Below are 16,659 nucleotides of genomic sequence, written 5' to 3'. Positions count from 1 at the left end.
GGATGCATAACGGAGTGATGCATGCGCGCACAGCAACACCTGCAGTTCCACAGTTTCGATGGCCAGCCGTTGTTCTACCGGCATTGGTCGGCCAACGGGTTGGCGGCCACGCGCCGCGCGGTGGTGCTGCTGCATCGCGGGCATGAGCACTCCGGCCGGGTCGCCCACCTGGTCGATGAGCTGGACCTGCCCGACACCGATGTGTTCGCCTGGGATGCGCGCGGCAATGGCCAGTCGCCCGGCGAGCGCGGCGATGCGCCGGGTTTCGAGGCGCTGGTGCGCGACCTCGACAGCTTCATCGCCCACATCGGCCAGCAGCATGGCATCGCCGTGCAGGACATCGCGATCATTGCCCAGAGCGTGGGCGCGGTGGTCGCCGCCACCTGGGTGCACGACTACGCGCCGCCGCTGCGCGCGCTGGTGCTCGCGTCACCGGCATTCAAGGTCAAGCTGTACGTACCGTTGGCGGTGCCCGGCCTGAAGCTGATGCAGAAGCTGCGCGGCAACTTCTTCGTCAACAGCTACGTCAAGCCGCAATGGCTCACCCATGATCCGGAGCGGGTGGAAAGCTACCGCACCGACCCGCTGATCACCCGGCCGATCTCGGTGCGCGTGCTGCTGGGCCTGTACGAAGCCGCCGATCGCGTGGTGGGCGATGCGCAGGCCATCACCGTGCCCACCCAGCTGCTGGTGTCCGGGTCGGACTTCGTGGTGCACCGCGCGCCGCAGGATCGCTTCTACGAGCGGTTGTCCTCGCCGATCAAGGAACGCCACCTGTTGCCGGGCTTCTTCCACGACACCCTGGGCGAGCGCGACCGTGCGCCGGCCATCGCGGCCATCCGCCGCTTTGTCACCGAGCGGTTCGAGCAGCCGCTGGTGCGGCCCAGCCTGCGCGATGCGCACCGGCACGGCCCCACGTTCGACGAGGCGGAAATCCTGTCCTGGCCGCCGCAGCGCAACAGCGCCAAGGACCTGTACTGGCGCTTCACCCGGGCCGGCCTGCGCTTCGGCGGCACGCTGTCCGAAGGCATCGCGCTGGGCCTGGAAAGCGGCTTCGATTCGGGCAGCACGCTGGACTACATCTACCGCGACAAGGCGCGCGGAAGTGGCCCGCTGGGCCGCATGATCGACCGCAACTACCTGGACGCGATCGGCTGGCGCGGCATCCGCATCCGCCGCACCCACGTGCGCGAGCTGCTGCAACTGGCCGCACTGCACCTGCATGGCGAAGGGCGCCCGGTGCGTGTGCTGGACGTGGCTGCCGGGCATGGCCGCTACGTGCTGGACGCGCTGGCGCAGGGCGAACAACGCGCCGATGCGATCACCCTGCGCGACTTCAGCGAACGCAACGTTATCGACGGGCGCAGGCTCATCAGCGAATTCGGTGCCGATGACATCGCCACGTTCGAACAGGGCGATGCGTTCGATGCGGCGTCGCTGGCCGCACTGCCGGTGGCCCCCACGCTGTCCACGGTGTCGGGGCTGTACGAGCTGTTCGCCGACAACGACGCGGTGCTGCGCTCGCTGCAGGGCATCGCCGCGGCCATGCGCGAAGGCGGCTACCTGGTGTACACCGGGCAGCCGTGGCACCCGCAGCTGGAGTTCATCGCGCGCGCGCTGACCAGCCACCGCGAAGGCGCGGCCTGGGTGATGCGCCGGCGTACCCAGCAGGAAATGGATGAACTGGTGCGCTTGGCCGGGTTCGAGAAGGTCACCCAGCGCATCGACCGCTTCGGCATCTTCACCGTGTCGCTGGCGCGCCGGGTGCTGCCGTGACCGAGGGCGTGCGGCCCTGGCGCCGCGCCCTGCTGTGGCTGGCCCTGCTGGGGCCGTTCTTCTTCCTCAGCTACGGCCTGGCCAACGCGATGGCCGGGCGCCTGTCCTACGTGCCGTCCATCGTGTTCGACTGGGAAGCGGCCATTCCGTTCCAGCCGTGGACCATCGTGCCGTACTGGTCCATCGACCTGTTCTACGTGGCCTCGTTCTTCATCTGCACCCAGCGCGCCGAGCTGGACATGCATGCACGCCGGCTGCTCACCGCGCAGCTGTTGTCGGTGGCGTGTTTCCTGCTCTGGCCGCTGCGCTTCAGCCTGGAGCGCCCGGAAACGTCCGGCGTGTTCGGCTGGCTGTTCGATGTGCTGCTGGGCTTCGACAAGCCGTTCAACCAGGCGCCCTCGCTGCACATCGTGCTGCTGGTGGTGCTGTGGGTGCGCTTCCAGCAGCACCTGCGTGGGTGGTGGCGCGCGGCCCTGCACGTGTGGTTCGCGTTGATCGGTATTTCGGTGCTGACCACCTGGCAGCACCACTTCGTGGACGTGCCCACTGGCGTCGCCGTGGGCTGGCTGTGCGTGTGGCTGTGGCCGGCGCACGGGCGCTCGCCCTTGGCCCACTGGCAGTGGGCGCAGGACGGCACGCGCTGGCGGTTGGCAATGCTGTACGGATTGGGCAGTGCGTTGTGCGCGTCGCTGGCGCTCACCTTCAGCGGCTGGGTGCTGTGGCTGGGCTGGCCGGCGCTGTCGCTGGCGCTGGTGGCGCTGGGCTACGCCGCGGTGGGCACGGCGGTGTTCCAGAAGCAGGAAGACGGCCGGCTGAGCATGGCCGCGCGCTGGTTGCTGGCGCCATACCTGCTGGCCGCCTGGCTGAATTCGCGCTGGTGGACACGGCACGCGCCGCAGCCGCAGCTGGTGATCGATGGCGTGTGGCTCGGCCGCATGCCGGCGGCGGGTGTGTCCCTGCCGATGTCGACCGTGGTGGATGTGTGTGCCGAACTGCCGTTCGCGGGCCAGGTGCGGCACTACCGCAGCGTGCCGATGCTGGACTTGGCCACGCCTACGCCGCAGGACCTGCAGCGTGCTGCCGAGGCCATTGCCCACGGCCATCGCCGTGGGGACGTGCTGGTGTGCTGCGCGCTGGGGTATTCGCGCAGTGCGGCAGCCGTGGCCACGTGGCTATGCCGCAGCGGGCATGCCGACAGTGCCGACGCGGCCATCCGCCTGCTGCAGCTGGATTGCCCGCACATCGTGCTGCATGACCGGCACCGCGATGCGATTGAACAGGCCGTGCGCGACGCCGCCGCGGCCAACGGAAGCACACAGGTGAGCGCATGAGCATGTTGTTCCAGTTGCGGGTCATGACCGCCGTGCTGCGCCAGGCCCGCATGGCCACCGGCCTGTCGGTGTTGCTGGCCGGTGCAGCGTTGGCGCTGCTGTGCCTGTCGATGCCGCCGCTGGCCGTGGCAGTGCCTGCCCTGGTATCGCTGCTGGCCGGCGCGGTGCAGGCGTACTACGCCACCCGGGTCAGCTTCGATGCGGCATTGCTGGAGGCGTTGCAGGTCAGCCATCCCGACGCCGCGCCCGGGGTGATCGATGACGTGCTGCAGAAGCTGGGGCTGCGCGAGGCGACCACCGCCACGCGCGGCTGGCAGCCGCGCTGGCAGGGCATGCGCCGTCTGCTGCGCTGGCAGCTGCTGGCGCTTGGCGCGCAGGCGCTGTGCCTGCTGGGCGCGCTGGTAGTGAAGACGTTGCCGTGATGACACCACCGCCCCCCGCACGGATGCCTGCCCATGTTTGCTGACCTTATCGCGCGCGGCTGCAGCTTTGCCATCCGCGCGCTCACCGGTGCGCGCGCGCTGTGGCAGGGCTGCGCCCCGTCCAGCGACCACCGCGTGTACTACGGCAACCACGCCAGCCACGGGGATTTCGTGCTGATCTGGTCGGCGCTGCCGATCACCCTGCGCCGCCAAGTGCGGCCGGTGGCCGCGGCCGACTACTGGCAGCGTGACGGCCTGCGCCGCTATCTGATCCACGCGGTGTTCAACGGCGTGCTGATCGAGCGCGACCCGGCCAAACGCCATGAAGACCCGATCGCCTGCCTGTGCCAGGCGGTGGACGAAGGCAATTCGCTGATCCTGTTCCCGGAAGGCACGCGCAATCCCGACGAGGGCGTGCTGCCGTTCAAGAGCGGCATCTACCACCTGGCCCGGCAGCGCCCGGAACTGGAGTTCGTGCCGGTGTGGATCGACAACCTCAAGCGGGTGATGCCCAAGGGCCGCTGGCTGCCGCTGCCGCTGCTGTGCACCACCACCTTCGGCGAGCCGCTGCGGTTGAAGGCCGATGAAGACAAGGACCGCTTCCTGGAGCGTGCGCGGCTGTCGCTGATGGCGCTGGACCCGCAGCCGCGCAGGGAACGCGCATGACCGCCTGGCTGTCGACACTGGCCACCGACGTGGCGCAGTTGTCCACGCACGCGCAGACGCGCCTGCTGTTTGCCGGCATCGCAGCCGTGCTGGTGGTGGCCACGCTCATCGCCGAAACCCTGCGCTGGCGCGCGCGACATGCGCCCAGCAGCGTGCTGGCCAACCTGGTCTCGCGGATCCGCGCGTGGTGGGTGATGGCGGCCGTGGTCGCGCTGGCGTTCTTCTTCGGGCGCACCGGCGTGGTGTTGCTGTTCGCGCTGGTGTCGTTGTTCGCGCTGCGCGAGTTCATCACGCTCACCCCCACCCGAGCCGGCGATTACTACGCGTTGCTGGCCGCGTTCTACGTGGTGCTGCCTTGGCAATACTGGCTGGTGTGGACCGACTGGTACGGCATGTACACCTTGCTGATTCCGGTCTACGCGTTCCTGTTCCTGCCGATCCTGGCCACCATCGGCGGCGACACCACCGACTACCTGGAGCGGACCTCCAAGGTGCAGTGGGGGTTGATGATCTGCGTGTTCTGCATTTCACACGTGCCGGCGCTGCTGAACCTCAAGTTGGCCGGGGTGGACCCGGCGCGCAACCTGCTGCTGTTCGCGTTCCTGGTGATCGTGGTGCAGTCCTCGGATGTGCTGCAGTACATCTGGGGCAAGTTGATCGGCAAGCGCCTGATCGCGCCGAAGCTGTCGCCGTCCAAGACCGTGGAGGGCTTCATCGGTGGCGTGCTGTCGGCCAGTGCGCTGGGCGCGGCCCTGTGGTGGCTGACCCCGTTCACGCCGTGGCAGGCGTTCGGCATGTCGCTGGCGGTGAATCTGATGGGTTTCTGGGGTGGCCTGGTGATGTCGGCGATCAAGCGCGATCGCGGCATCAAGGACTGGGGCCACATGATCGAGGGCCACGGCGGCATGCTCGACCGACTGGATTCGGTGTGTTTCGCCGCGCCGGTGTTCTTCCACCTGGTGCGGTATTTCTGGAGCGCGTGACGGCCAGCGCCGTTCGCCCGGACCGGTAGGCATCGACCGTTGGTCGATGCACGGCATCAGGTGGCGATGCCGTATTCCTTCAGCTTCTTGCGCAGCGTGGCGCGGTGGATGCCCAGCATGGCCGCGGCGCGGCTCTGGTTGCCTTCGCAGTGGTTGAGCACTTCCACGAACAACGGGATTTCCATTTCGCGCAGCACGATCTCGTACACATCGTCGGCATCGCAGCCATCCAGGTCGCGCAGGTAGCGTCGGACCGATTGGGCCACGTGTTCGCGCAGCGGTGGCTTCGGCGCGCCACGACTATTGTCAGGACGAGAAAGGACAGCGTTCAAGGAGGTTCCCGGTGCAGATGCCGGGGCGGACAGCAGCCCCGGTCGGAGAATTGTAGGGGGCCAGTCTAGCGCGTGCGTGGGCAGGCTGCCACGCTGGACGCGCCAGGCACGGCTACTGGAACTCGAAGGTGAATGCGACGGTGGAGGCGGCGGGCTCGCGTACGCGGAACGCAATCTGCGCGCTTTGGCCGGGTTCCAATACGCTGTTGGCGTCCAGCGAACGGTCCAGGTAATCGTGCGGGGCAAACACCCCGGTGCCGATCACGCGGCCGTCGGCATCGGACAACGACAGCCGCAGCGCGGGCCAGGCCTGGGCCCAGCGCGCATCATTGCGGAAGCTGGCCTGCACCTGCAGTGCACCGGGCTGGCCCGGCACCGGGCGCACGTCGCGGCTGATCATGCTGAACGCCGCCGGCTCCTGCCACGCAGGCAACGTGCAGCGCAGCACGCTGCACAGCCCGGCAATCCACGGCCGGCTGCCGGCATCGGCGGCCAGGCGCGCGCGGTCCGCCACGGCGATCTGCAGCCCCAGCAACAGCATCAGCCCGGCCAGTACGCCCCATTGCCAGCGCGGGGTGTGCAGGTGCGTGGCGCGCAGCCGCATGAAGCTGGGTGCGGCGGTGCTGCCTGCGCCGATCACCGGTGCAGGCACGCCCAGGTTGCCGTCGTCGTCGGCCGCATCCTGCTGCGGCATCGGGTCGCTGGCGACGTACGCGGTGTCATCGTCAGCGCTGGCCGTCGCGTGCGCCGATTGCCGTTGCGACACGTCCGCCGCGCGCTGCTCCAGCTCATCGCGTTCGGCCGCCGGCGGATCGAACACCGCCACCTCCGGCGGGGTGATCTGCGCAGGCGTATCGCGCGCCGCGTCGTGCACGGCGGGCGGTGCGTCGTCCGGCTGTGGCCGCTCGCGCGCGCCATCGTCCGGGCTCGCGCGCAGGAAGGTGGCCAACGGGCGGCGAGGGGGCGGGGGCGTAGGCTCGGTCATCGATTCGGGGCCGGGCGGCAGGGTCGCGCCCATTCAAGCACGTTCACGACGACTCAGGCGCGGCGCACGCCGGTGATGCGCATCCAGTCTTCGTCCTGCGCGGTTTCCAGCTGCTCGAACCACGGCGCATAGCGCACCAGCAGCTCGTCTTCCTGGCCGTGCAGGATGCCCGACAACGCGATGCGCCCACCGGGTGCCACGCGGGCGGCCAGCACGTCGGCCAGTGCATCCAATGCCGAGGCGAGGATGTTGGCCACCACCACCGGGTAGGTGGCCGGCGGCTCGTCATGCGGCAGGTAGACCTGCAGGCGATCTTCCAGGCCGTTGCGCTGCGCGTTGTCGCCGGTGGCGATCACCGCCTGCGGGTCGTTGTCCACACCCACGGCACGCGCCGCGCCCAGCTTCAATGCCGCCAGCGCGAGGATGCCCGAGCCACAGCCGAAATCGAGCACGGTCTGGCCGTCCAGCACGCCGTCGGCGGCCAGGCTGTCCAGCCAGCGCAGGCACAGCGCGGTGGTGGGGTGGGTGCCCGAGCCGAACGCCAGGCCCGGGTCGAGCCGGATCACGGCGGCGTCGTCGGCCTGCGCGGCCTCGGGCAGGTCGTGGTTCCACGGCACGATCCAGGTGCGCTCGCCGAAGGCCATCGGCTGGAACTGGTCCAGCCACGCGCGCTCCCAGTCTTCATCGGCCACGGCACGGAAGCTGGCATCGGACCAGTCCAGGCCCGGGTCGAACGCCTCCAGCGCGGCCAGCAGCGCCAGTGCGTTGGTCTCGGCCGCGAACAGTGCGGTGAGGACCAGGTCGTTCCACAGCGGGGTTTCGCCCACGCCCGGTTCCAGGATGGCGCGCTCGTTGCTGGTATCGGCATCGGCGTCGAGCAGGGTCACCGCCAGCGCGCCGACATCGTCCAGCGCATTTTCGTAGCGGGGCTGGGTGGATTCGCTGCAGCGGAGGGTGAGTTCCAGGAACGGCATGGGAAGAATTACCTGCGGAAAACCGTGAATGCTAGACCATTGTGGGGGCCTGCGGCCCGTGCGGCGCCCCGGTCCAGTCTCGCGAGGTGGCGAGAATGCCCCGACCACGCAGTTCAGACACGGCCCGGAGGGCTTGCTAAACTTGGCCTTCCGCTGCCCTACGGGCATCTTCCGGTCCTGCGCATGGCGCTCGTGCCTACCCTCAAAACCTGGTTGCTGGTCGTACCGGCCCTGGCGTTGCTGGGGGTGGTGGGCTATCGCGCCGGTGGGCATGTGCGGCATGACGACGCGGTGCCGGGCACGGTTGACGACACCCCGGTGTCGCTGGTGTCGGCCGCGCCGATGCAGGCCCAGCAGCTGGCACGCCAGTTGCTGTCGAGCGAGCGCGGCACCGCGGTGGCGTCCGGCCTGCCGCTGGATATCCGGGCCGACATCGAAGGCGATACCGATCTGTTCGCCTATGCCCAGCGCCTGCAGCTGCAGGCCGCCAACGGCAACGCCGAAGCGGCGTGGATGGTCAGCCGGGTGTACGACTACTGCGCCATCTATGCGATGGACCCGGGCGGCTACCAGTTGGACAACGCGTTGTTGAACGGACTGGGGCTGACCGCCGCGCCGGCCATGGTGCAGGCCCGCGAGCGCGTGGCGCGTCGCTGCGGCGGCTTCGTGGCCAGCGATGGCCTGGGCCGCCCGTTGATCCTCGCCCAGCGCCAACAGGCGGCCAAGGCCGGCAACCTGGCGGCCGAGGCCGCGTTGTTCGCCGACGGCCAGCCGTTGATGACCACCCCGGAATATCGCCGGGGGCTGGTCGAGCGGGTGCTCGATTCCCGCGACCCGGAAGCCTTCATGGCGCTGTCGCCGGCAATGGGGCAACGCGCCAGCGGCGACCGTGCGCTGGAGGGGCTGGTGTCAGGGGACCAGTTCAGTGAACTGGCCTGGCGGCTGGGTGCATGCCAGCTGGGCATGGCCTGCGGGCCGGACAGTGTGCTGATGAACAATTTCTGCGCGAACGGTGGGATCTGTTCGCAGGACGGTGGGCAGGATTTTGCCACCTTCGTCTATGACGCCGCGGTCTCGCGGCAAGGTGCGGGGACAATGAAGGCTTTGGTTGAAGAACTGATCAAGAAGAGGAAAGGGCGATGAATTACCGTCGATTCCTGCACGGTGCCAAGTTCTGGTTCTGGGTGGTGTTGTTCGTGGCCTATTCGGCCGGCGCGGTCGGGCTGGTGATGATCGATACCTATGAGGATCGCTATCGCAACCTGTCCAAGGTGCAGTTGACCTCGGTGAAGACGCAGGAAGACGTGCGGCGCGCCGGTGCCAGCCAGGTGGCTGCGGTGTACCGCGCGCAGAGCGGCATGCCGTTCGCGTCGCTGCCCACCGGCAGCACCTTCCAGGTGGTGTGGCCCGATGGTTCCACCGAGACCATGATGATTGTCGACCCGACCTCGTCGCTGGGCGTGGCGCCGGTCAAGAACAGCCAGGTGACCGCGGCCAACGCGCCGCGTTGATGCCTGCCGCTGCGCGGGGCGTCGTCTCGATGCCCCTGCTGCAGGGTGGTTTGCGTGGTGGGTCGGCACGGGTCCGCAGCGCGCGCTGAGCGCGGCTGCGTGGCCGATCGGATTCGGGGCATGCAGGGCGAACACGTGCGGATGCCGCGCCGGGCGTGATCGCCTCGTGGACGCCAGTGCACGCGGCCTTCGCCCAAGGCTCTCGGCTGTTTCACGCGATGTCGCGCAGCCTGCGCACGTCAGCTGCATTCGCAGCGCACGTGCCGGAGAAACCTGCCCCATGAACATCAGAGGCGAATACGCCAGCCCCGAACCACAGGCCACCGCGACGGTTGCAGTGGTCACCCCGCCCCCCGTTGCACCCCACGACAGCGCCACGTCCTGGGGCGCGATCTTCGCCGGTGCCGCCGCGGCCGCCGCGCTGTCGCTGGTGTTGCTGATCCTGGGCGTCGGCCTGGGGCTGTCATCGGTCTCGCCGTGGGCCTATGAAGGCGTGTCGGCCGAGGCGTTCGGCTGGTCCAGCATCGCCTGGCTCACTTTCACTGCCATCGCCGCCTCCGGTCTCGGCGGCTATCTCGCGGGCCGCTTGCGCAACAAGTGGAGCAACCTGCACGGCGATGAGACCTACTTCCGCGATACGGCGCACGGCTTCCTGTCGTGGTCGGTGGCTACGCTGCTGACCGCCGGCCTGCTCACCACCGCCATTGGCGGCGTGCTGGGCGCTGGCGCCAGGGTGGCCGGTGCCACCGCAGGCGCTGCTGCCACCACCGCCGGTGGCGTGGCTGCCGCTGCCGGTCCGGCCGCCATGGGCGGCGACAACGGCGACCTGCAGTACTGGGTGGATGGCCTGTTCCGCGCCAATCCAAATGCACCGGCCGCACCGGCCGCGCCGATGGGGCCGCCGCCGGCACCCGTTGCCGGTGCTGCACCGCCGGTGCCGCCGTCGCAGGCCGGCACTGCCGCGCCGCCGCCGCGCCCGATGCCGGGTGCAGAACGGGGCCCGGGTCCGGGTCGGGGTGACGTCCGTGGCGAGGTCAACCGCATCGTGGTCAACAGCCTGAAGGGCGATGCGATGGACCCGGCCGATACCCAGTACCTGGCGCAGCTGGTGGCCAACCAGACCGGCATGAGCCAGGCCGAAGCGCAGGCCCGCGTGACCGACATGCAGACCCGCCTGCGCGCCTCGCTGGAGAAGGCCAAGAACGACGCCAAGCAGGCGGCTGACGACGCCCGCAAGGCAACCGCCTACGCCGCGCTGTGGCTGTTCATCACGCTGCTGATCGGTGCCTTCAGCGCCAGCCTGTTTGCTACCTGGGGCGGCCGCCGCCGCGACCTGTAACCCATCGCTCAACGAGGAGGATTCACCATGAGATACCTGCTGCTGTGGTTCCTGGGCATTCCGATCCCGATCCTGCTGCTCATCGCGCTGTTGCGTTGAGGAAGGGGTACCGACCAACGGTCGGTACCTACCGGGGTTGGCGATGCGTACCGACCAACGGTCGATACGCACAACACCGCCCGCCTGCATCACATTCCGGGCAAACAAAAAGGCGGGGCATATGCCCCGCCTTTTTGTTGTAACCCACTACCGCGCGATCAGGTCAACGCAATCGACTTGTTCTTGCGTTCGGCCAGGCGCTTTTCCAGGTAGTGGATGTTCTGCCCACCGGCCTGGAAGCCCTTGTCACGCATGATCCGCTGCTGCAGCGCCACGTTGGTCTTGATGCCATCGACCACCATCTCGCTCAGCGCCACGCGCATGCGCGCGATCGCGGTTTCGCGGTCTGGGCCGTGCACGATCAGCTTGCCGATCATCGAGTCGTAGTTCGGCGGCACGCGGTAACCACTGTAGATGTGGGTATCCACGCGCACACCGGGACCACCCGGCGGATGGAAGGCGGTGATCTGGCCCGGGCTCGGCACGAAGGTTTCCGCGTCTTCGGCGTTGATGCGGCATTCGATCGCGTGGCCGGTCAGCACCACATCGCTCTGCTTGATGGTCAGCTTCTGGCCGGCAGCAATGCGCAGCTGTTCGCAGACCAGGTCGATGCCGGTCACCATCTCCGTCACCGGATGTTCCACCTGCACGCGGGTGTTCATTTCGATGAAGTAGAACCGGCCGTCTTCGAACAGGAATTCGAAGGTACCCGCGCCGCGGTAGCCTATGCGGATGCAGGCTTCCACGCACACCTTGCCGATCTGCTCGCGCATTTCGTCGGTGATGCCCGGTGCCGGTGCTTCTTCGACCACCTTCTGGTGGCGGCGCTGCATCGAGCAGTCGCGCTCGCCCAGGTGGATGGCGTTGCCCTGGCCGTCGGCCAGCACCTGGATCTCCACGTGGCGCGGATTCTCCAGGAACTTCTCCATGTACACCTGGTCGTTGCTGAAGGCTGCCTTCGCTTCGGACTTGGTGGTTTCAATGGCCGCCTTCAACGACGCCTCGGCGTGCACCACGCGCATGCCGCGACCGCCGCCGCCACCGGATGCCTTGATGATGACCGGGTAACCGATCTCACGGGCAATCTTGGTGTTGGCCACAATGTCGTCGGTGAGCGGGCCGCCCGAACCGGGCACGCACGGCACGCCGGCGGCCTTCATCGCACGGATCGCTTCCACCTTGTCGCCCATCAGGCGGATGGTGTCGGCCTTGGGACCGATGAAGATGAAACCGGACTCTTCCACGCGCTCGGCGAAGTCGGCGTTCTCCGACAGGAAGCCGTAACCCGGGTGGATGGCCTGGGCGTCGGTGACTTCCGCCGCGGCAATCAGCGCCGGGATGTTGAGGTAGCTCTCAGACGACGGTGCCGGACCAATGCAGACCGACTCGTCGGCCATGGCCACGTGCTTGAGGTTGCGGTCGACCGTGGAATGCACGGCCACCGTGCGGATGCCCAGGGTGTGGCACGCGCGCAGGATGCGCAGCGCGATTTCCCCTCGGTTGGCAATAACGACTTTGTCGAGCATGGACGAGTCCTTAGCCGATCACGAACAGCGGCTGGTCGAATTCGACCGGCTGGCCGTTTTCGCCCAGGATGGCGACGATGGTGCCGGAAACATCGGCTTCGATCGGGTTGAACATCTTCATCGCTTCGATGATCGCCAGCGTTTCACCGGCCTTGACGGCCTGGCCGACCGACACGAAGGCCGGCTTGTCCGGCGAAGACGACGCATAGAAGGTGCCGACCATCGGTGCGCGCAGCACGTGGCCGTCGGGCAGGGCGTTGCCGGCCTTGGCGGTGCCGCCGGTGGAGGCTTCGGTGGGCGACTGCATCGGCATCGCCGGGGCTGCGGCGGCCTGCGCCGGTGCGGGCGCCATCATCATCTGCGGGGCGGCCTGCATCATGCCGTAGCCGGAGACCGGGGCGCGCGACAGGCGCACGGACTCTTCGCCTTCCTTGATTTCGATTTCGGCGAGGTTCGACTCTTCCAGCAGGTCGATCAGCTTCTTGATTTTGCGGAGATCCATGGGGGCCTCTTGGCTCGTGGTGTCAGTGTGGTGGGAAGCGCGGTGCGCTCGGGTCAAAGCAATTCGTAGAAATCGCGCAACTGGCGGATGCGGTCGCGCGTGAGGGTGGTCAGGCAGCGCATCTGTGCGCCGTTGCGCGCGGTGCCGTCGGAGTTGAACAGGTAGACCGCGTCGCAGTCGTGGTCGCGCAGCTGCACCCAGGCACGCTGCGCCAACACCAGCTGCTGCTCGGCGTTGCGGCACCAGCTGCAGGCACCGCCGTCGGCCGGGGAGCGCAGCTGCTGGCGCGCCTGCGCATACACGGCATTGAGTTCGACGTCGGCAGCGGCGGCCACGTCCGAGGCGCACAGGTCGCTCTCCATCGTGGTGGTCGGCTTGGCGCAGTCGATGCCTTCGTCCTTGCGATCGAACGCCGCGGCGCTGGCGCACAGGCCGGCCGACAACGCCACGCAGGCAAGGGCGCGCAGCAGCGTCATCAGGCGCGCGCGCCCTGCAGGCGGGTCAGGGCGGCATCCATCGCATAGCGGTAGCTGTCGGCGCCGAAGCCGCAGATCACGCCCACCGCCTTGTCGCTGAAATAGCTGTGCTGGCGGAACGGCTCGCGCGCATGCGGGTTGGACAGGTGGATTTCGATGAACGGCACGTCCACCGCGGCCAGCGCGTCGCGCAGGGCCACCGAGGTGTGGGTGAACGCAGCCGGGTTGATCAGGATGAAGGCGGTGCCGTCTCCGCGGGCGGCCTGCACGCGGTCCACCAGGTGGTGTTCGGCGTTGGACTGCAGGCTCTCCACGGCGTGCCCGGCGGCGTGCGCCTGGGCCAACAGGGCCTGGTCGATCTGCGCCAGCGTGGTGTGCCCATACACCCCCGGCTCGCGTGTGCCGAGCAGGTTGAGGTTGGGGCCATGCAGGACCAGCAGTTTCGCCATGGGTGCCACGAAGCGGGAAAGGGCGAAGTCTGGCGGAACCTGCTGATGGTGTCCAGTTCGGCGAAGTTACGAGCGTTTCAATCGCTTGTTTGAAACATGCTGCATTCCCCTGCCCGCCGACATTTCACAGTGCGCGTCCCCCGGGCTTGACCTTCCCAGCGTTGGAACCCCCACGCTTTACTCACCCTACCTTCTTCAAGGGGCAGCCCGATGGCTTCCACCGCACTCCAGAACGACACCCGACTGACCAAACCGCTGGGCGGGCGACTCAGCCTGCCGGTCAGCGGAATGACCTGCGCCTCCTGCGTGGGGCGCGTGGAACGCGCCATCAGCGCCATCCCCGGTGTGAAAACGGCCTCGGTCAACCTTGCCACCGAGCGTGCCGACGTCACCTTCATCGGGGCGGCCGATCCGCAGGCGGTTGTCGAGGCGATCGAACGTGCAGGCTACGCCGTCCACGAAGAAACCACCGAGCTGGCGATCCAGGACATGACCTGCGCGTCCTGCGTGGGTCGGGTGGAGAAGGGCCTCCGGCAGGTGCCCGGCGTCATCGAGGCCAGTGTGAACCTGGCCACCGAACGTGCCCGCGTGCGGCATCTGGCGGGCGTGGTCACCATCGCCGACCTGGAGGCGGCCATCGAAAAGGCCGGGTACACCTCGCGCCGGGTAGCGGCAGCCGCTGGCGGCGCGGGCGACCAGGAGGCCGAACGCCGCGAGGCCGAAGGGCGCGAACTGCAGCGCTCCCTGCTGATCGCCGCAGCGCTCACCCTGCCGGTGTTCATCCTTGAGATGGGCTCGCACCTGGTGCCGTCCATGCATCACTGGGTAGTGCACACGCTGGGCCTGCAGACCAGCGGGTACATCCAGTTCGCGCTGGCCACGCTGGTCCTGTTCGGGCCCGGGCTGCGCTTCTTCCGCAAGGGCGTCCCGGCACTGCTGCGGGGCGGTCCGGACATGAACTCGCTGGTGTCGGTCGGCACGGCGGCAGCGTATGGCTATTCGGTGGTGGCCACCTTCGCGCCCGGCGTGCTGCCGCAGGGAACGGCGAACGTCTATTTCGAAGCGGCCGTGGTGATCGTTACGCTGATCCTGCTGGGGCGCATGCTGGAAGCCCGGGCCAAGGGGCGCACCTCGCAGGCAATCAAGCGGCTGGTGGGCCTGCAGGCCAAGACCGCACGGGTCGAGCGCAACGGCGCCACCGTGGAGATCCCGCTGGAGCAGGTGACCACCGGCGATGTGGTGCTCGTGCGTCCGGGTGAAAAGGTTCCGGTCGATGGCCAGGTGGTTGAGGGCGCCTCGTATGTCGATGAGAGCATGATCACCGGCGAACCGGTGCCGGTGTCCAAGGGGGTGGGCGCCGAGGTCGTCGGCGGCACCCTCAACAAGACCGGTGCCTTCAGTTTCCGTGTCACCCAGGTGGGCGCCAATACGGTGCTGGCGCAGATCATCCGCCTGGTGGAAGAGGCGCAGGGGTCCAAGCTGCCGATCCAGGCGATGGTCGACAAGGTCACCATGTGGTTCGTGCCGGCGGTGATGGCCGCGGCCGTGCTGACCTTCCTGGTCTGGCTGGTGTTCGGCCCGTCGCCGGCGCTCACGTTTGCATTGGTCAATGCAGTGGCCGTGCTGATCATCGCCTGCCCGTGCGCGATGGGGCTGGCCACGCCAACCTCGATCATGGTGGGCACCGGCCGCGCGGCGGAGCTGGGGGTGCTGTTCCGCAAGGGCGAAGCACTGCAGGCACTGCGTGACGTCAGCGTGGTTGCACTGGACAAGACCGGCACGCTCACCAAGGGGCGCCCCGAACTGACCGACCTGGTGCCGGCCGACGGCTTTGCGTATGACGAAGTGCTGGCGCTCGTGGCGGCGGTGGAAACCCGTTCGGAACACCCGATCGCCGAAGCGATCGTCGCCGCTGCTGGACAGCGTGAGCTGACGTTGGCGCCTGTTGAGGGCTTCGAGGCGATGCCGGGGTACGGTGTAACCGCGACGGTGTCCGGCCGAACGGTTGCAGTGGGTGCCGACCGTTTCATGACCCGGCTGGGTCTTGATGTCAGCACGTTCCTGCCGGCGGCGCAGCGGCTGGGTGAAGAGGGCAAGAGCCCGTTGTATGCGGCTATCGATGGCCGCCTGGCCGCGGTGATCGCGGTGGCCGACCCGATCAAGGACACCACCCCGGAGGCGATCCGCGCGCTGCACGCGCTGGGCCTGAAGGTGGCCATGATCACCGGCGACAACGCCGCCACCGCGGCAGCCATCGCGCGGCAGCTGGGCATCGATGAAGTGGCCGCCGAAGTCCTGCCTGATGGCAAGGTGGCCGCGCTCAAGAAGTTCCGCGCCAACGGCGCGCGGGTGGCCTTTGTCGGCGATGGCATCAACGATGCACCGGCGCTTGCCGAAGCGGATGTGGGCCTGGCCATCGGCACCGGTACCGACGTCGCCATCGAGGCGGCCGACGTGGTGCTGATGTCCGGCGACCTGCGCGGGGTGACCAACGCGATTGCACTGAGCCAGGCGACCATCCGCAACATCAAGCAGAACCTGTTCTGGGCGTTCGCCTACAACGCCGTGCTGATTCCAGTGGCGGCCGGCGCGCTGTATCCCCTCAACGGCATGCTGCTGTCGCCGATCTTTGCCGCTGCGGCAATGGCGCTCTCCAGCATCTTCGTGCTGGGCAACGCGCTGCGGCTCAAGCGCTTCCGCGCGCCGATGCGCATCGAGGCCACCGCATCGAGCCCGGTGAACGGCCATTGATGCCGGGCACGCGCAATTGTCGCCCGGACGCCAGACCCGCCTGAAGGAGGCCGCCATGGTCATCACATCCCAACCGCCCGTCATTCTTTACACGACGCCCGCATGCCCCGACTGCCATGCGCTGAAGGCCTGGCTCGATCGTGAGGGGATCATCTTCGACGAGCGCGATCTGTCCATCCGCGAGGTCATGGAGGAGGCCAAGGCACGCACGGGCGTGCGCGTCGCGCCGATCACAGTGGTGGGTGATTCGGTCTTCTACGGCACGTTTCTGACGCAGAAGCCGCTGTTGACCGTGGCGCTCGGCCTGACCGGCCGGCCATGATCCTCCAGCGCGCCAACCGGCCCACGGTGGCGCGCAAGTCGCCGCGCTTCGGCATGGATACGCCCGCCTCATCGTGCGTGCGCAACGCCACGGCAAGCACGACGTAAGGCAGCGCGGCACTGCATTGACGTGATCCATACCGAATCGCGGTTGTGGGGCCTGCATGTGCGCGTTGTTGCGTGCCTGTGGCGTCGACAAGGTGAACGGAACCCGAG

General features: G+C 68.1%; 17 protein-coding genes. 10 read left to right on the top strand and 7 right to left on the bottom strand.

Annotated features, from left to right (window positions below; translation table 11 throughout):
- Positions 1–21 precede the first annotated feature (21 nt).
- The 5 genes from ABIA71_RS09225 to ABIA71_RS09205 are packed head-to-tail and all read left to right on the top strand — an operon-like array spanning position 22 to position 5,178.
- Positions 22–1,776 (top strand): bifunctional alpha/beta hydrolase/class I SAM-dependent methyltransferase, encoded by a 1,755-nt coding sequence (locus tag ABIA71_RS09225; RefSeq protein WP_354284948.1) that lies wholly within the window; start codon positions 22–24, stop codon positions 1,774–1,776.
- Entirely contained in the window at positions 1,773–3,107 is a 1,335-nt protein-coding gene (locus ABIA71_RS09220) for a phosphatase PAP2/dual specificity phosphatase family protein (protein ID WP_354284946.1), read from the top strand. The genes ABIA71_RS09225 and ABIA71_RS09220 overlap by 4 nt, the downstream gene beginning before the upstream one ends.
- Entirely contained in the window at positions 3,104–3,529 is a 426-nt protein-coding gene (locus tag ABIA71_RS09215; RefSeq protein WP_128096280.1) for a hypothetical protein, read from the top strand. Before ABIA71_RS09220 ends, ABIA71_RS09215 begins: the two co-directional genes overlap by 4 nt.
- 33 nt (positions 3,530–3,562) lie before the next feature.
- Complete coding sequence (locus ABIA71_RS09210) at positions 3,563–4,195, top strand: lysophospholipid acyltransferase family protein (RefSeq protein ID WP_354284943.1); 633 nt, start codon at positions 3,563–3,565, stop codon at positions 4,193–4,195.
- Entirely contained in the window at positions 4,192–5,178 is a 987-nt protein-coding gene (locus ABIA71_RS09205; protein ID WP_038685851.1) for a phosphatidate cytidylyltransferase, read from the top strand. The genes ABIA71_RS09210 and ABIA71_RS09205 overlap by 4 nt, the downstream gene beginning before the upstream one ends.
- Positions 5,179–5,234: 56 nt before the next feature.
- Here the strand turns inward: ABIA71_RS09205 and fis are convergent, their stop codons facing one another.
- From fis to prmA, 3 genes are all read right to left on the bottom strand, one after another.
- A complete protein-coding gene (gene fis, locus ABIA71_RS09200; RefSeq protein WP_038685853.1) occupies positions 5,235–5,510 on the bottom strand; it encodes a DNA-binding transcriptional regulator Fis in 276 nt (91 codons plus the stop codon).
- Between the two features lie 112 nt (positions 5,511–5,622).
- Positions 5,623–6,495: a DUF3426 domain-containing protein gene (locus tag ABIA71_RS09195; RefSeq protein WP_354284998.1), complete on the bottom strand. Its 873-nt coding sequence runs from the start codon at positions 6,493–6,495 to the stop codon at positions 5,623–5,625.
- A gap of 53 nt (positions 6,496–6,548) precedes the next feature.
- On the bottom strand, positions 6,549–7,469 hold the full coding sequence (gene prmA / locus ABIA71_RS09190) for a 50S ribosomal protein L11 methyltransferase (protein ID WP_354284941.1): 921 nt from the start codon (positions 7,467–7,469) through the stop codon (positions 6,549–6,551).
- A 183-nt stretch (positions 7,470–7,652) separates the two neighbouring features.
- On the opposite strand from prmA, the gene ABIA71_RS09185 reads away from it, so the two are divergent.
- The 3 genes from ABIA71_RS09185 to ABIA71_RS09175 all read left to right on the top strand — a co-directional run bounded on the left by ABIA71_RS09185 (position 7,653) and on the right by ABIA71_RS09175 (position 10,319).
- Positions 7,653–8,612 carry a hypothetical protein gene (locus tag ABIA71_RS09185; RefSeq protein WP_354284939.1) on the top strand — a complete coding sequence of 320 codons (960 nt, stop codon included), beginning with the start codon at positions 7,653–7,655 and terminating at the stop codon, positions 8,610–8,612.
- The gene (locus ABIA71_RS09180) at positions 8,609–8,980 is read left to right on the top strand and encodes a hypothetical protein (RefSeq protein WP_354284937.1); all 372 of its coding nucleotides are present in this window, start codon (positions 8,609–8,611) and stop codon (positions 8,978–8,980) included. The genes ABIA71_RS09185 and ABIA71_RS09180 overlap by 4 nt, the downstream gene beginning before the upstream one ends.
- Positions 8,981–9,260: 280 nt before the next feature.
- Positions 9,261–10,319, top strand: coding sequence for a hypothetical protein (locus ABIA71_RS09175; protein ID WP_354284935.1), 1,059 nt, complete (start codon positions 9,261–9,263; stop codon positions 10,317–10,319).
- 257 nt (positions 10,320–10,576) lie between these two features.
- Here ABIA71_RS09175 and accC read toward each other — a convergent pair whose 3' ends face one another.
- From accC to aroQ, 4 genes are read right to left on the bottom strand one after another with little or no spacing between them, the layout of a single operon-like run.
- Entirely contained in the window at positions 10,577–11,944 is a 1,368-nt protein-coding gene (gene accC / locus ABIA71_RS09170) for an acetyl-CoA carboxylase biotin carboxylase subunit (protein WP_128096635.1), read from the bottom strand.
- Between the two features lie 10 nt (positions 11,945–11,954).
- Positions 11,955–12,446: an acetyl-CoA carboxylase biotin carboxyl carrier protein gene (gene accB / locus ABIA71_RS09165; RefSeq protein ID WP_128096636.1), complete on the bottom strand. Its 492-nt coding sequence runs from the start codon at positions 12,444–12,446 to the stop codon at positions 11,955–11,957.
- A 53-nt stretch (positions 12,447–12,499) separates the two neighbouring features.
- Complete coding sequence (locus ABIA71_RS09160) at positions 12,500–12,922, bottom strand: lysozyme inhibitor LprI family protein (RefSeq protein WP_354284932.1); 423 nt, start codon at positions 12,920–12,922, stop codon at positions 12,500–12,502.
- On the bottom strand, positions 12,922–13,371 hold the full coding sequence (aroQ, locus tag ABIA71_RS09155) for a type II 3-dehydroquinate dehydratase (protein ID WP_354284930.1): 450 nt from the start codon (positions 13,369–13,371) through the stop codon (positions 12,922–12,924). The genes ABIA71_RS09160 and aroQ overlap by 1 nt, the downstream gene beginning before the upstream one ends.
- A 210-nt stretch (positions 13,372–13,581) precedes the next feature.
- Here aroQ and ABIA71_RS09150 point away from each other — a divergent pair, with 210 nt between their 5' ends.
- Together ABIA71_RS09150 and ABIA71_RS09145 are read left to right on the top strand one after the other, a co-directional pair.
- On the top strand, positions 13,582–16,122 hold the full coding sequence (locus tag ABIA71_RS09150) for a heavy metal translocating P-type ATPase (RefSeq protein WP_354284928.1): 2,541 nt from the start codon (positions 13,582–13,584) through the stop codon (positions 16,120–16,122).
- 55 nt (positions 16,123–16,177) lie between these two features.
- The gene (locus ABIA71_RS09145; RefSeq protein WP_354284926.1) at positions 16,178–16,444 is read left to right on the top strand and encodes a glutaredoxin family protein; all 267 of its coding nucleotides are present in this window, start codon (positions 16,178–16,180) and stop codon (positions 16,442–16,444) included.
- Positions 16,445–16,659: the final 215 nt, after the last annotated feature.

The organism is Stenotrophomonas sp. 2619 (assembly GCF_040548725.1).
In the GTDB taxonomy this organism is placed as follows: Bacteria; Pseudomonadota; Gammaproteobacteria; order Xanthomonadales; family Xanthomonadaceae; genus Stenotrophomonas; species Stenotrophomonas maltophilia_AP.
Note: the sequence above shows the minus strand (reverse complement) of the source record. Positions and strands in the feature narration are given on the sequence as shown.

Bases quoted from the DNA above. Each gene is read 5' to 3' on its own strand.
- ABIA71_RS09225 (WP_354284948.1), top strand. From the start codon at position 22: ATGCGCGCACAGCAACACCTGCAGTTCCACAGTTTCGATGGCCAGCCG.
- ABIA71_RS09215 (WP_128096280.1), top strand. From the start codon at position 3,104: ATGAGCATGTTGTTCCAGTTGCGGGTCATGACCGCCGTGCTGCGCCAG.
- ABIA71_RS09210 (WP_354284943.1), top strand. From the start codon at position 3,563: ATGTTTGCTGACCTTATCGCGCGCGGCTGCAGCTTTGCCATCCGCGCG.
- ABIA71_RS09205 (WP_038685851.1), top strand. From the start codon at position 4,192: ATGACCGCCTGGCTGTCGACACTGGCCACCGACGTGGCGCAGTTGTCC.
- ABIA71_RS09195 (WP_354284998.1), bottom strand. From the start codon at position 6,495: ATGACCGAGCCTACGCCCCCGCCCCCTCGCCGCCCGTTGGCCACCTTC.
- prmA (WP_354284941.1), bottom strand. From the start codon at position 7,469: ATGCCGTTCCTGGAACTCACCCTCCGCTGCAGCGAATCCACCCAGCCC.
- ABIA71_RS09185 (WP_354284939.1), top strand. From the start codon at position 7,653: ATGGCGCTCGTGCCTACCCTCAAAACCTGGTTGCTGGTCGTACCGGCC.
- ABIA71_RS09180 (WP_354284937.1), top strand. From the start codon at position 8,609: ATGAATTACCGTCGATTCCTGCACGGTGCCAAGTTCTGGTTCTGGGTG.
- ABIA71_RS09175 (WP_354284935.1), top strand. From the start codon at position 9,261: ATGAACATCAGAGGCGAATACGCCAGCCCCGAACCACAGGCCACCGCG.
- accC (WP_128096635.1), bottom strand. From the start codon at position 11,944: ATGCTCGACAAAGTCGTTATTGCCAACCGAGGGGAAATCGCGCTGCGC.
- accB (WP_128096636.1), bottom strand. From the start codon at position 12,446: ATGGATCTCCGCAAAATCAAGAAGCTGATCGACCTGCTGGAAGAGTCG.
- ABIA71_RS09160 (WP_354284932.1), bottom strand. From the start codon at position 12,922: ATGACGCTGCTGCGCGCCCTTGCCTGCGTGGCGTTGTCGGCCGGCCTG.
- aroQ (WP_354284930.1), bottom strand. From the start codon at position 13,371: ATGGCGAAACTGCTGGTCCTGCATGGCCCCAACCTCAACCTGCTCGGC.
- ABIA71_RS09150 (WP_354284928.1), top strand. From the start codon at position 13,582: ATGGCTTCCACCGCACTCCAGAACGACACCCGACTGACCAAACCGCTG.
- ABIA71_RS09145 (WP_354284926.1), top strand. From the start codon at position 16,178: ATGGTCATCACATCCCAACCGCCCGTCATTCTTTACACGACGCCCGCA.